The organism is Acidimicrobiales bacterium (assembly GCA_040219085.1).
In the GTDB taxonomy this organism is placed as follows: Bacteria; Actinomycetota; Acidimicrobiia; order Acidimicrobiales; family JAVJTC01; genus JAVJTC01.
Genome location: JAVJTC010000028.1, coordinates 24,897 through 38,163 on the forward strand (window position 1 = coordinate 24,897; position 13,267 = coordinate 38,163).

12 protein-coding genes are annotated in these 13,267 nt (G+C 64.1%); 8 read left to right on the forward strand and 4 right to left on the reverse strand.

All coding sequences use genetic code 11. The features are described 5' to 3' along the window. The first annotated feature begins 56 nt into the window (after positions 1–56). The gene (locus tag RIE08_11775; GenBank protein ID MEQ8718277.1) at positions 57–1,151 is read left to right on the forward strand and encodes an NDMA-dependent alcohol dehydrogenase; all 1,095 of its coding nucleotides are present in this window, start codon (positions 57–59) and stop codon (positions 1,149–1,151) included. 113 nt (positions 1,152–1,264) lie between these two features. Next, positions 1,265–1,915, forward strand: a complete 651-nt coding sequence (locus RIE08_11780) for a TetR/AcrR family transcriptional regulator (GenBank protein MEQ8718278.1) — start codon at positions 1,265–1,267, stop codon at positions 1,913–1,915. A gap of 80 nt (positions 1,916–1,995) precedes the next feature. Here RIE08_11780 and RIE08_11785 read toward each other — a convergent pair whose 3' ends face one another. Next, complete coding sequence (locus RIE08_11785; protein ID MEQ8718279.1) at positions 1,996–2,502, reverse strand: nuclear transport factor 2 family protein; 507 nt, start codon at positions 2,500–2,502, stop codon at positions 1,996–1,998. Between the two features lie 216 nt (positions 2,503–2,718). On the opposite strand from RIE08_11785, the gene RIE08_11790 reads away from it, so the two are divergent. Together RIE08_11790 and RIE08_11795 are read left to right on the forward strand one after the other, a co-directional pair. Beyond that, positions 2,719–4,020, forward strand: a complete 1,302-nt coding sequence (locus RIE08_11790; protein MEQ8718280.1) for a substrate-binding domain-containing protein — start codon at positions 2,719–2,721, stop codon at positions 4,018–4,020. A gap of 130 nt (positions 4,021–4,150) precedes the next feature. Continuing rightward, a complete protein-coding gene (locus tag RIE08_11795) occupies positions 4,151–5,164 on the forward strand; it encodes an LLM class flavin-dependent oxidoreductase (protein MEQ8718281.1) in 1,014 nt (337 codons plus the stop codon). Positions 5,165–5,365: 201 nt separating this feature from the next. Here the strand turns inward: RIE08_11795 and mftD are convergent, their stop codons facing one another. The 3 genes from mftD to RIE08_11810 form a co-directional block, all read right to left on the reverse strand. Then, complete coding sequence (gene mftD, locus RIE08_11800) at positions 5,366–6,538, reverse strand: mycofactocin biosynthesis FMN-dependent deaminase MftD (protein ID MEQ8718282.1); 1,173 nt, start codon at positions 6,536–6,538, stop codon at positions 5,366–5,368. Between the two features lie 15 nt (positions 6,539–6,553). Continuing rightward, complete coding sequence (locus tag RIE08_11805; protein MEQ8718283.1) at positions 6,554–7,033, reverse strand: MaoC family dehydratase; 480 nt, start codon at positions 7,031–7,033, stop codon at positions 6,554–6,556. A gap of 112 nt (positions 7,034–7,145) precedes the next feature. Continuing rightward, positions 7,146–8,030 (reverse strand): CoA ester lyase, encoded by an 885-nt coding sequence (locus RIE08_11810; GenBank protein ID MEQ8718284.1) that lies wholly within the window; start codon positions 8,028–8,030, stop codon positions 7,146–7,148. A 103-nt stretch (positions 8,031–8,133) separates the two neighbouring features. Between RIE08_11810 and RIE08_11815 the strand changes: the two genes are divergently transcribed. From RIE08_11815 to RIE08_11830, 4 genes are all read left to right on the forward strand, one after another. Then, on the forward strand, positions 8,134–9,645 hold the full coding sequence (locus RIE08_11815) for an AMP-binding protein (GenBank protein MEQ8718285.1): 1,512 nt from the start codon (positions 8,134–8,136) through the stop codon (positions 9,643–9,645). Positions 9,646–9,703: 58 nt separating this feature from the next. After that, the gene (locus tag RIE08_11820; GenBank protein ID MEQ8718286.1) at positions 9,704–10,186 is read left to right on the forward strand and encodes a MaoC/PaaZ C-terminal domain-containing protein; all 483 of its coding nucleotides are present in this window, start codon (positions 9,704–9,706) and stop codon (positions 10,184–10,186) included. Between the two features lie 292 nt (positions 10,187–10,478). Next, positions 10,479–11,312 carry a fumarylacetoacetate hydrolase family protein gene (locus RIE08_11825; GenBank protein ID MEQ8718287.1) on the forward strand — a complete coding sequence of 278 codons (834 nt, stop codon included), beginning with the start codon at positions 10,479–10,481 and terminating at the stop codon, positions 11,310–11,312. 50 nt (positions 11,313–11,362) lie between these two features. After that, a complete protein-coding gene (locus tag RIE08_11830; GenBank protein ID MEQ8718288.1) occupies positions 11,363–13,231 on the forward strand; it encodes a biotin carboxylase N-terminal domain-containing protein in 1,869 nt (622 codons plus the stop codon). Positions 13,232–13,267 lie beyond the last annotated feature (36 nt).

Sequence of the window (13,267 nt, forward strand, 5' to 3'; positions counted from 1 at the left end):
GGCATCAGTGACAGATCGACAACAGAAAGGAACGAATCGTGAAATCACTTGCAGCGGTGATGTGGGCCCCCTCTGGAAACTTCGAGATCACCGAAGTCGAGGTGGACGATCCGAAGGCGAATGAGGTACTCGTCCGCTACGAGTACGCGGGGTTGTGTCATTCCGACGAGCACCTCCGTCACGGCGACCTGACCATCGATCCGCCGATGGTCGGTGGGCATGAGGGAAGTGGCGTGATCGAAGCCGTCGGACCGGGGGTAACTGCGGTCGAGCCTGGAGATCACATTGTCACGTCCTGGATGCCGACGTGTGGCGGGGTGTGCCGCTTTTGCATGATGGGCAAGAGCAACCTCTGTGACAACGGCCAGTTCCTGATGGCTGGCACGATGCTCGACGGGACCCAGCGCGTCCACGCCCGTGGAATGGGAATGGGGGGTGTAGACCTGCTCGGGACCTTCTCCCAGTGGAACGTGATTCCCGAGTCGGCATGTGTGAAGGTGGACAAAGGCCTGCCGCTTGACATTCTCGCGATCACCGCTTGTGGTGTACCCACTGGTTGGGGCTCCGCCGTCTATGCCGCCGACACCCGGCCCGGTGACGTGGTCGTGATCTACGGTGTAGGCGGAATCGGGGTGAACGCCGTGCAGGGTGCGCGCCACGCCGGCGCAGAGATCATCGTCGCCGTCGACCCCGTCGAGTTCAAGAGAGAGACAGCGGCCCAGCTCGGTGCGACCCATACCTTTGCTTCCGCAGAGGAGGCCTACGAGTTCGTCTGGCCGGAGACCCACGGCCAAGGCGCGGACAGCGCGATCGTGACCGTCGGAATCGTCGAACCTGGCGTCGTTTCCGAAGCCTTTCGCGTGATCCGCAAGGCCGGCACCGTCGTCGTGACGGCCCTTGCGAATCCCGAGACGAGGCTCGAGATCCCGAGCCTCGAGCTCACACTGTACGAGAAGCGCCTAGTCGGCTCGCTCTTCGGGTCCGGAAACCCACACCAGGACATCCGAACTGTCATCCGTCTCTGGCAGAGCGGAAACCTCAAGCTCGAGGAGCTCATCACGAACCGCTACCCCCTGGAGGACGTGAACAAGGGATATGACGATCTCCTGGCCGGCATCAACATCAGAGGGATCCTCGACATCGCCCATTGAGGCCTTTCTCGCCGGCCATTGCGTCAGTGCGGGGCGCATGGATCGTTGGCCGGTATCTTCCCCGGAGTCAACCAGCGCCCCGCGTCCGATCACCGAACAAAGGAACGAACCACGTGCGAACCGGTGACTATGCGGAGCTTCCAACCGCCGACGCCATCCGCGAGGCGGCAGCCGATCTGTTCCTGGAGCACGGGTACGCAGCGACGACTCTCCGCGAGATCGCCGATCGCGTGGGTCTGAAGGTGGGATCTCTCTACAACCACATCGATAGTAAGGAGCAGTTGCTGGGAGAGATCCTGCGCACGGTCATGACCAGCCTCCATGGCGAGATCGACGCTGCTCTCTCGCATGTCGATGACGACGCCGTTGAGAGGTTCCACCGCGTCTTCGAAGCCCATATCCGATTCCACGCCGAGCACGCGCGAAAGGTGTTCATCGGGAACTCGGAGATGCGGTCGCTGTCGGATCAGGATTCCCGCAAGGTTCGCCGTAGCCGTCGGGAATACGAAGCGAAGATCCGTGGCCTCATCGATGACATCGCGTCGCAGACAGAGGCCGTCGTGATCGATCCTCAGTTCCAAACCTACGTAATCCTAGCCATGGCTCCTCACCTGGCGTCGTGGTACGACCCGGCGGGCCCACGATCACTCGATGAGATCGTGAACATCTACAGAGCGCTCGCTGTGAGGCAACTCGGCCTGAGTGACGATCGCCTCGAGCCCCTGATGAAGCCGATCGAGGTCAACGGCGAGCTATCGGAATGATAGACACCGAGTGAAGACGAGGAGCGGGGCTGCTGCGTCCCGAGAAGAGACCGCGCCATCGGCTCGATGCATGACCACTCCTAGGGGCGCAGGGGTTGGCGGACCCAGCCCTCCGTCCAGTCCGACACGTGGTGGGTCTTGCCCATGAGTTCCTCGAACAGCCAGGTTCCGTCCTGGCGGAGGAACTTGTCCGTGTACTGGATCGTGATCAGAACGGCATCAAACTCGGAGGGATCGTCGGTGCGGGCGATAGTGGCCAAGCACAGGAGATAGAAGGTGCCCGTCGCCGAGTCCCCGTCAGGATTGATCGTGATGCTGGGCGCAATCATGTAGTGCAACGCCCAGGGGATTGGGCCCGACAGAGCGCGGAAGTGCTCGCGGATCTCTTCACGTCCTTCGTTGTTTCCGCCGACGCCATCGACGATCCACCGGCCGTCCTCAGTGAAGAGTGAAGCAATCCCGTCTGGGTCGTAGTTGTCATCGCAGTAGGCAGCGTACTGGTACTTGAGCTCTTGGATTTCTCGGACGGACTCCAGTTCGCCAAGGCGTCGTTCAAGCTCGGCGATCCTGTCCTCGGTCGTGCTCATGGCAGCGGTCCCCTCTCTCCTGAAACACGGGCGTTCGTACGATTATGACGAACCACTCCTTCGTCGAAGCCAACCGTACCACTTGACGCGAACGTGCGCTAGTTTGTATCGTGACTATCACGACATCCGCCGTTCGGAGATATGCGGCCAGCGTGCCATCCGTGCTGTGCCGAGAAGCGCTGCGGACAACAGAGGGGAACACTCATGAGTCGATTTGTGAGCCGAAACTCGACTAGGCGTCGCCTGTGGTGGCGTCTCGTCGCACTTCTCGCCGTCCTCGCGTTGGTCGCTGCCGCGTGTGGTGACGACGATGACGACGGCGCGGCCGGTGACGACGGTGCATCCAGCGACGACGGGTCAACCGGTGACGACGGTGCATCCAGCGACGACGGGTCAACCGGTGACGACGGTGCATCCAGCGACGACGGGTCAACCGGTGACGACGGTGCATCCAGCGACGACGGGTCAACCGGTGACGACGGGTCAACCGGTGACGACGGGTCAACCGGTGACGACGGTGCATCCAGCGGCGATCCGTTGCCGATCGGCGAGCTGTGTGGCGATGGAGAGGTCCGGATCGCTCATGTCGACGGTTTCGGTGCCAACACCTGGCGTCAGATCGTGGTTGCCGAGTTGTTGGACGAGGCCTCGGCGTGTCCGAACATCACTGTGGAGTACGCGCAGGCGGACTTCGATCTTCAGACCTACATCACAGCGATCAATTCGTTCGTCGCGCAGGGTTTCGACGCGATCGTGACCTATGACGACTTCGGCAACCAGGCACTGGGCGTGCTTCAGGATGCGACCGATGCCGGCGTCGTCGTGGTTCCGTACATCGCTGATCCTGGTGGCACGGTGGGCGAGGACTACGCCGGCTACGTCGAGTACGACTTCGAAGCCGAGGGCAACGCGATGGCCGACTGGCTCCATGAAAACTTCGGGCCTGACGGCAACCTCCTCTTCGTCGGCGGCATCCCCGGGAACCCGGCCTCGCTGGGTTTGATGGAAATCGTCCGGAGCCGACTCGACGAGATCGGTAGCGACATCACCTTCCTCAGCGACGAGCCGATCGACACCAACTGGGACCCAGCCGAGGAACAGCGCGTGATGGCCGGCGTCCTGACGCAGTTCGACGACATCGACTTCATCGTCTCGGACTACGGCGTCGCATCCAAGGGCGGTATCCGTGCCTTCGTCAATGCCGGACGTCCGCACCCGCCACTCGCCACATCGGCTTCAGACAACGAGCTCGGCTGCCTGTGGCAGGAGCTCTCGCCCGAGATGCCGGACTTCGAGCTGCTCTCGATCGACGGGACCACCCAAACTGTCCGCGTAGCGCTCCGTAAGGCATTGGCCGCCCTCAACGGGCTCCCTGACAACGAGCCCGAGCAATTCGAGCTCATCACGTTCATCGACACAGTCAACGGGCAGGATCCTCCCTGTGACGAAGACCTTCCCCCCGACGCCGACCTCTCGGCTGGGCTGACGACCGAACAGCTCCAAGAACTCTTCGGCTGATCACGCCCCCCTGTCATCCCGGCGCCCTCGTGTTGGTCGGCTCACTCCCCCGGCCGACCAACACGAGAGGCATCGAAACCCGCCCCGACACCGGCACGGCCTCGAGCCTCCTCCACCGCAAAGATCCCGCATGAACGTCGCGCTCTGGTACGACTTCCGCAACCCAGGGCCATGGCGCCAGGCGTACGCGTCTCTCTACAGCGAGCTACTCGACCAGATCGAGTGGGTCGACGACCTCGGCTGCTTCGAGTCGGTGTGGCTCTCAGAACACCACTTCACCGAGGATGGCTATCTGCCGGCCGTCACGCCGATGATGGCAGCCATCGCCCAACGCACCCGGAGGATACGGATCGGCACCCAGGTTCTGCTGGCGCCACTCCACCATCCTTTACGACTCGCCGAAGAGATCGCGGTCGTCGATCAGTTGTCGGGGGGACGCGTCGAGTTGGGTTTGGCACCGGGCTATCGGGCCCACGAGTTTGAGGTTCTAGGGATCCCCCGTCAACAGCGCGGGTCGCGAACCGACGAGACCATCGAGTTGCTCCTCCAAGCCTGGACAGGCGAGCCGTTCTCTCATCACGGCCGGCATTTCGACTTCGACGACGTGATTGTCACTCCACCCCCCTCACAGAGCCCGCACCCGCCGATCTGGATCGGGGGGTCCAGTGTCGCCGCCGCACAGAGGGCGGTTCGATTCGGAGCTGCATTCCTCGCCGATCAGGGGACACCACCGGAAGCTATCGACGCCTTCGTCCAAGCGCAGCGTCAGCTCACAAGTAATAACCTGCGCCCGCTCGGGACTAACCGGATGATCTATGTCTGCGACGATACCGAGCAAGGTTGGCAGGAGATCGAACCACACCTCAGGTACCAGGAGAACGTCTACGAAGCGTGGTACCGCGATGAGAAGCCAGGACCGCACGACACGCCCGAAACCATGCGTGAACGCACACCGATGTCGCGCGAGGTGAACATCGTCGGTACGCCCGATGAAGTGGTGGCTGAGATAACTCGGCAGCACGGCGACCAGCCCTTCGATCTGCTGACGTTCTGGGCGCGGCCTCCGGGGTTGTCCATCTCGAGCAGCAACCGATCAATAGAGATGTTCGCTGCGGAGGTGGAGCCCCGGTTGAGCGCGCTCTGACAAGCCGCACTACTACATGCAGAAGTGCGCGGCACTCGGCATCTCGTCGCAGATTCGAGTGCGATGAGGACCACTTGCCCAATAGGCAGTGCGGCTAGCCATGCCACGCCGCTCTCGCCCAATGGGCAGTGCAGGGTTGTCGTCGCCTTGGATGCCTGTCAGCGATCTGCTCACGCTAGCGACCGGCCAAGAGCGGCTGCGTCAGGAGATCTTTGGCGGGGGGAACCCCTCGGGGATAAGGATGTCGTCGGGGCCCAGGTCGTCGATGGCACCCTTGCCCAGCCCGAGCATCGTAGAGTCCATCCCCATCCGCAGGACGTCGAGGACGTTCTCGACACCGGCCTGGCCCGCGACGGCGAGGCCCCACAGGTAGGCACGGCCGATCATGACGGCCTTCGCGCCGAGAGCGAGGGCCTTGACTACATCGCTTCCACGCCGGATGCCGGAGTCCATGACGACCTCGATCTGATCGCCGACCGCATTGACCACCTCGGGAAGGACCCGGATCGCCGCGGGGGCGCCGTCTACGTTGTTTCCGCCGTGGTTCGAGACCGAGATGGCGGTAGCGCCTGCGTCGATGGCGCGACGGGCCTCGTCGGCGCGGGCGATGCCCTTGACCATGAACGGTCCACCCCACTGCTCGCAAACCCATGCGACGTCGTCCCAAGTGGCCGGGGGCGTCATCATCCAGGTCCCGTACGCCTCGAAGAAGCCGGGGACTCGCTCGCCGGGCGGCACGAAGTTCGGGACGCCGAGGCCGGGGAGTCCGCCCGAGCGCAACCACTCGAGCAGCCACATGGGGCGCATCGCCACCTCGGGGGCATGCTTCGCCATCGTCTTGAGGTTCATGGCCTGGGGGATGTCGGGACTGCCCCAGTCCCGGCTGTGGGAGAACGACCAGTCGAGAGTGAGAATCAGTCCGACGGCTCCGGCGCCCCGGGCGCGTTCCATGCGGGCACCCATCGAATCCCGGTCGCCCGCCCAATAGATCTGGAACAGGGTCTGGGGGTTCGCCTCGATCACGTCCTCCATGGGCTTGGAAGCGAACGAGCTGAGCCCCATGACGACACCGCGGGCGGCCGCAGCCCGGGCGACCGCCACCTCTCCATCAGGGTGGACGGCCTGCACGCCAGTCGGCGAGATCATCACGGGCATCGACATCGGCTGACCCATCACCGTCGTGTCCAACCTTCGCTCGGCGGGTTGACCCGCCGTCATCGGGCGCAGACCCAGCTCGCGGAACGCCGCGGTGTTGTCGTTCGCCGAAACCCCGGCCTCGGACCCGGCCACAAGCGCCCCGTAGACCGACCTTGGCAGGAAGCGCTTCGCCCGACGCTGAGCGACGGCCACGGACTCGAACCACTTGCTGGACATCGTGCCTCCCGTTGTTCAAGAGTGGCGCTGGTTCCGGTCTCTCTCGGCTGGCGTCTTCAGCATCAGCGCGGCCCGGCGCACCGCGCAGACGAGTTCTCCGTCCTGGTTCAGGCCCCGGTGCTCGAGCCGCACGATGCCGGCGTCGGGTCGGGACTTCGACTCCCGGCGTTCGAGGACCTCCGTCTCGACACGGAGCGTGTCGCCGATCCTCACCGGAGCGGGGAGCTTCACCTCTTCGAAGCCGAGGTTTCCGAGCGTCGTACCGAGCGTCGTGTCGGCGACGGGGATGCCAACGACAAGGCCCAGAGTGAAGACACTGTTCACGATCCTCGATCCGTACTCGGTCCTGCCGGCGAACTCCGCATCCAGGTGCAGTGGTTGGACGTTCATCGTCAACGTCGTGAACAACAGGTTGTCGGTCTCGGTGACTGTCCTCGTCACCGCATGGCGCAGTACCAGGCCAGGCTCGAAGTCCTCCAGGTACATCCCACTCATGGCTGCCTCTCTTCCGTGTCTTCTCGGCTCTGTCAATCTTCTTCGAGCGCAGCGTGCTGGGATGTGCTCCAGAACGCCCCGTCGTCGGTTCTCTACGTGCCGCGCGCCGTGGTCATGCGTGATCGAAGCGGGCGAGGATGGTCCGGGCCGTCTTGACGTGTGCGATGTCGATGTGCTCCCCCTCGAACGTCACTGCAGCGGAACCGGCCTCCTGCCCGACCTCGAACGCTGCAACCATCCGTCGGTAGCGTTCCAGGACATGCCCCGGAGGTGTATACGCCTCGTTGACGACGGCGACGTGGGAGGGATGGATCACAACCTGACCGCGGAAGCCGAGTTGTGAGTTCTGAAGTGCGAATCGGCCAAGACCGTCGAGATCGGTGAGCTCCTGCCACAGCCCGACCATTGGCGCGTCAATTCCTGCGGCGCGGCTGGCGACGATCGCAGCTGTGCGGTACTGCAGCGTCTCGAGTCCCTCCGGGGTCCAGGTGAAACCGACCTCGCGTGATACGTCGGAATCACGGGCCGCGGCGACAAGGACCGACACGATCCGGTCCGAAGCCGTCATGATCTGGGTGCAGTCCCGAATCGCCCGCGCCGTCTCCAACGACGGGACGAGCGCCACCGATCCCTGCGGAACGGCGTGCATCACCTCAAAGCATCGGACGACAGCCTCGAACTCGCGGACGTCGTCAGCGCCGAAGAGCTTCGGCAACAAGAGGGCGTCGACGCGTTCGACAACGGCGGCCTCGACGTCGGACGCGTAGTGATTGCTGTCGAGTGCGTTGGGCCGTACGAGGACGACAGGCGCTGCGTCGGCGTCGCGGATGCTGCTGACTGCCTCCCGCAACCCCGCGCGGGCCGCAACTTTCTGATCCTCTGGAACCGCATCCTCGAGATCCAGGATCACGGCGTCCGCGCCCGAATCGACGGCTTTTCGGGCCCACGGCTTGTGCGCAGGGACGAAGAGGGCTGAACGCATTGGGGCCAGGTTCACACCACCAGCGTAGACGTACGAGCGTTTGTTTGCAAGCCTGGCCAGTATCGGCTAGGGTTCGATCGAAGATCCAGCTTGGCCTGCGCCACGCCGAAGGGGAGCCATGTTTGTAGTCGGTGACGCACTCCGATGGAACAAGCGCCGCTACCCGCACGAGATAGCGCTCGTGGACGAGTCGGGTTCATCCACCTGGGGTGAGGTCGCCGATCGATGTTGGGCCCTGGCACGAGGGCTTCTCGAGGCCGGAGTGAAGCCGGGCGATCCCGTTGGCGTGTTGTCAGGGAACAGTCGGTTCTCAGCCGAGACGTATCTCGGGATCGTCGCGGCCGGGGCGGTCGCTGTCGAATACAACAACCTCTGGTCCTCGCGGGAGCTGGTACACGGCGTCGAGTCGACCCACGCCCGGGTTGTACTGGTCGAGAAGCCTCACATCGAGTCCTTCGGCGCGGCGCGTGACGTCGGCCTCTCGCACGTCGAGACGGTGATTCACCAAGGCGAGGCCTACGAATCTTTCCTTCGCTCCGGCAGTGAACCGGAGGTCGCGGTCTCCCCGGCTGATCCGAATGTGATGATCTTCACCGGCGGCACCACAGGCTTCTCGAAAGCTGTCGTACTCACACACGAGAACGTGCTGGCGAACTGCATGAACATGATCATCGACACCCGCATGGAACACGCCGACAGGACGCTGATCATCGCTCCTATGTTTCACTCCGGTTCGCTGTTGTGCTGGTTCTTGCCCCACGTGGTCCTCGGTGCGCGCAGCGTGCTCCTGCGTAGCTTCGACGAAGACGCCGTGGCCGAGGTGACGGCGTCCGAGGGCGTGACGAATGGGTTCCTCGTACCGAACATGGTCCGGCGCCTGCTCGCGAGCGGGAATCTGGGCGGCGAGCGATTCGCCACTTACCGTCGCTGTTACGTCGGTGGAGCCACGTTCCGGATGCCCGACAAGCTCGCCGTCAGGGACGCCCTTCCCGCGACCGACATCTACTACCAGTACGGGCTGACCGAGGCCGGTCCGATCGTCAGCCGGCTACTCCCCGGCGAAATGTTCCGCGAGGAGGTCGACGGCTCGATCGGCACCGAGTTCGTGCTAACGGAAGTCTCGCTGCGCGGCGACGACGGCGAGCCAGTCGCGACCGGCGACGTAGGTGAGATCTGCGTGCGAGGTCCGAACGTGATGCTGGGCTATCACGATCGTCCTGACGCGACCGCCGATGCCATTCAGGAAGGCTGGCTCAAGACCGGGGACATGGCGACCCAAAGTGCCGAGGGTTATCTCTTTTTTCACGACAGGAAGAAGGACATGATCAAGTCCGGCGGCGAGAACGTCTACTCCCAGGAAGTGGAACGGGTCCTCTACAGCCATCCGGCCGTGTCGGAGGCTGCTGTGATCGGGGTCGTCAGTGATGAGTGGGACGAAGAGGTCCGAGCCATAGTCGCACTCGACGAGGGAGCGTCGCTATCGGAGCGGGACCTCCGCTCCTACTGCCGGGACTATCTAGCCGCCTACAAGATCCCCAAACGGATTGCATTCGTGTCCAGGCAGGACATCCCGATCAACCCCAGCGGGAAGATCATCAAGAGTGAACTCCGCGACGCGGACCTCTGGTAGCGGCCGGAATCGAATTGATGTGGCGTACGAGCGTTCGCTTGTTGAAGGGGTCATACACATGGAGAGTCTCGCCCATCCCGTATCCGATCCGGACCGGAACGTTGCGTGGGAGGACTTCGCAGTGGGACGCGCGGTCCGTTCTCAGGGGCTCACGGTCACCGAGACGCATCTAGTGATGTGGTCGATGACGTGCGGTGACTGGTACCCGCTCCACACCAACGCGGAGTTTGCCAAGGAGACGCGATTCGGTCACCGCATCGTGCACGGTCCGCTGACCCTCGCGCTCTCGCTCGGGCTGATCGTCCAGACCACAGTCTTCGGCGACGCCGTCGTCGCATGGCTGGGACTCGACGAAGTCAGGGCGACGGCTCCGGTCTTCATCGACGACACGATCACTGTGACCGCGACGGTTCTCGAGGCGTCGCGATCATCCAAGCCCGAGTACGGGAAGGCCCACCTCGGCTACAGCATCACCAACCAGGACGACGCCGAAGTGATGACATTCGTATCAGGCTTCCTGCTCACAACCCGCCACGCGTGAGCTCATCGGCGAAGACTCCCAGTGCAGACTGCGACTCGGCGGATCCTGCCCTAGAAACGCCCAGACCTTTGTGGCTCCCGATCCGAGGACCCTGACGGACGGCGCATGTTGCCGTGTCTCATCGGGCGGGGCCGTACGAGCACACGCTCGGGTATGAACCAGGCAGTTCCCTAAACCCCCGCTGTTTGCTGGCGTGACGTACGAGCGCTCGTTTGGCTACAGCGGGAACCTAGGTTAGTCTTTGAGCGGGCGTGCAGCGCGGTAGAAGCCACAGGGGACTAGGAGGAAGTAGGTGAGAGTTGCAGTAGTGCGGCTAGGCACGGACGAGCGCGTCGCCCGAATCGACGGCGGGTCCCCGAAGATGCTGCCCTTCCGTACAGTGCCCGAGGCGCTGGCGTCGGCGGGTTCGATCAGTGGTCTCGAATCTATCGAAGGCGCCGACGTGCCTATGCATCTCGCCTTGGACTTCGCTCCGTTACTTCCGATGTCAGCGCGTGTCTTCTGCATCGGGCATAACTACCGCGGTCACATCGAGGAGATGGGTCGTGAGATCCCTGATCGTCCGACGGTCTTCTCCAAGTTCGGCACCTCGCTACTGGGCTCCAACGACGACTTGTGTTTGAGTTCCGCATCGACGATGTGGGACTGGGAGATCGAGCTGGCGGTCGTCCTCGGCGCCGGGGCACCCGCCATCGAGCAGCCACGGGATGCTGGCCGCGCAATCGCCGGATTCGCCGTGTCGAACGACGTCACCGCTCGTGATCTCCAGCGACAGTCCTCACAGTGGTTTCTCGCGAAGTCCTTCGACGCTGTCACTCCGCTCGGACCTTTCCTGGTAACGACCGACGAGGTGGGTGACGGATCGGGCCTCGAACTCACGTGCACCGTCGACGGCGAAGTCATGCAGAGAGGGAGTACGAGCGATCTGGTCTTCTCACCAGCCGAGCTCGTCTTCTACCTGTCCCGACACACTCGGCTGATCCCCGGAGACGTGATCCTGACCGGCACGCCCTCCGGCGTCGGCGCCGGCCGGTCGCCGGAGGTATACCTAGACGCGGGCCAAACACTCCATTCTGAGATCACAGGCCTCGGATCCTGCTCCAACCGCTGCGTGGAGGCCTCGTGAGGGCGCACTCCGGAACGGCCGACGCGCTCTTCGAGGCTGACGCGGACTGCGTGATCTCCCGGGTCCTGGTCTCAAACCGGGGCGAAATCGCGGTGAGGGTCTTGACGACCTGTGCCCAGCTCGGTATCGAAACAGTGGCGATCCACAGCCATTCGGACCAGGAGGCTTGGCACGTGAGGATCGCGGACGACGCCGTCGCGATCGACGCTCCGTCCGGATCCCGCTCGTACCTTGACATCGCAGCCATCGTGGACGCCGCCAAGTCCCGCGGCTGCGACGCCGTCCACCCCGGCTACGGGTTCCTCTCCGAACGCGCGGAGTTCGCCGCCGCCGTCGAAGAGGCCGGTCTCATATTCATTGGGCCACCGGCCCATGTCATCGCCACGATGGCCGACAAGATCAAGGCACGGGAGTGTGCCGTCGTCGCTGAGGTCCCCATCGTTCCCGGGACCGACCAGGTGTCGTCGGTCGGCCTCATCGAGGAGTTCGCGGACACCCACGGGCTTCCGCTGCTTCTGAAGGCCTCCGCGGGCGGAGGTGGGCGCGGAATGCGGCTGATTCGGGACGCGTCCGAGATCTCCCACGCACTCGAAGGGGCACAGCGCGAAGCTGAAGCGGCCTTCGGAGACGCAGCAGTTTACCTCGAGCGATACCTCGACTCCGCTCGCCATGTCGAGGTGCAGGTTCTCGCTGACACCCACGGGACCGTCCTTGCTCTCGGCGACCGGGACTGCTCGGTCCAGCGCCGGCATCAGAAGTTGGTCGAGGAAGCTCCCGCTCCCGGCCTGGCTGACGCCACGCGGGCTGCCATGGCCGAAGCGGCGATCCGTCTCGCCGAGGAGGTCGACTACGTCGGGGCCGGCACGGTGGAGTTCCTCTACGAGCCGGCTGACGAAGCTTTCTACTTCCTGGAGATGAACACCCGTATCCAGGTCGAGCACCCTGTAACCGAAGAGGTGCTCGGCATCGATCTCGTCGCCGCTCAGCTGGACATCGCAGCGGGGCGACGGCTGAGCGTTGCGGCGAGGGAGCTGACCCCGCGGGGTCACGCCATCGAGGTCAGGGTCAATGCCGAGGACGTATCAACGGGAGCATTCATTCCTTCGCCGGGCCTCGTGACCGATCTTCGGATCCCCGTCGGGCCCGGCATACGTTTCGACTCCGGTTATGAGCCCGGCGACGACGTCCTGCCGGACTTCGATAGCTTGATCGGAAAGCTGGTCGTGTGGGCGCCGACCCGGGGTTGGGCGCTAGTCCGTGCGGTCGCGGCGCTCGAGGGACTCCACATCGTCGGACCTCCCACAACGATTCCGGCTGCTACTGCGATCCTAAGGCACCCCGATTTCGTCGCAGGCGCTGTCGGCACCCGCTGGTTGGAACACGAGCTCGAGCTGACGGAGCTCCTATCTGAGGAGCTGGCGCGACACGACGAGGATGGGGTCGCCTTGTCTTCCGTGGCCGGGCCCGCGCCCGCCTCGATGCCCGCGTCCGACGACGGAATCGTGTGGGTCGGCGGGCGCGAATACAAGATCACATCAGCGACCACGCAGCCTCCGCCGGGGGATCCTCACCGTCGGCCCGAGGCTCCTCGGCCCGCGCAGTCGCGGCCAGAGCCGTCCGGCAGGGCGCGGTCTCGATTTGCTGCGCGGCCGGCCCCGGATCGGCGCGCTCCGCGGGACGCTACCGGCGCAGACGGAAAGGTGCGCAGCCCGATGCAGGGCACCGTGATCGCGCTCACGAGCGCCGTGGGCGACGCCGTGATGAAGGGGCAGGTCCTGTTGGTTCTCGAGGCGATGAAGATGGAGAACTCGATCACGGCCGATGTGGATGGTGAGGTCGTGGCCATAACGGTGGAGGTCGGCGACGTCGTCGCGTCGGGCGAGATCCTCGTCGAGATCGAACCTGGCGGCGCCGCATGAGCAGTTGCGCGCCGTCCCCAAGTTGTCAAGTCACAC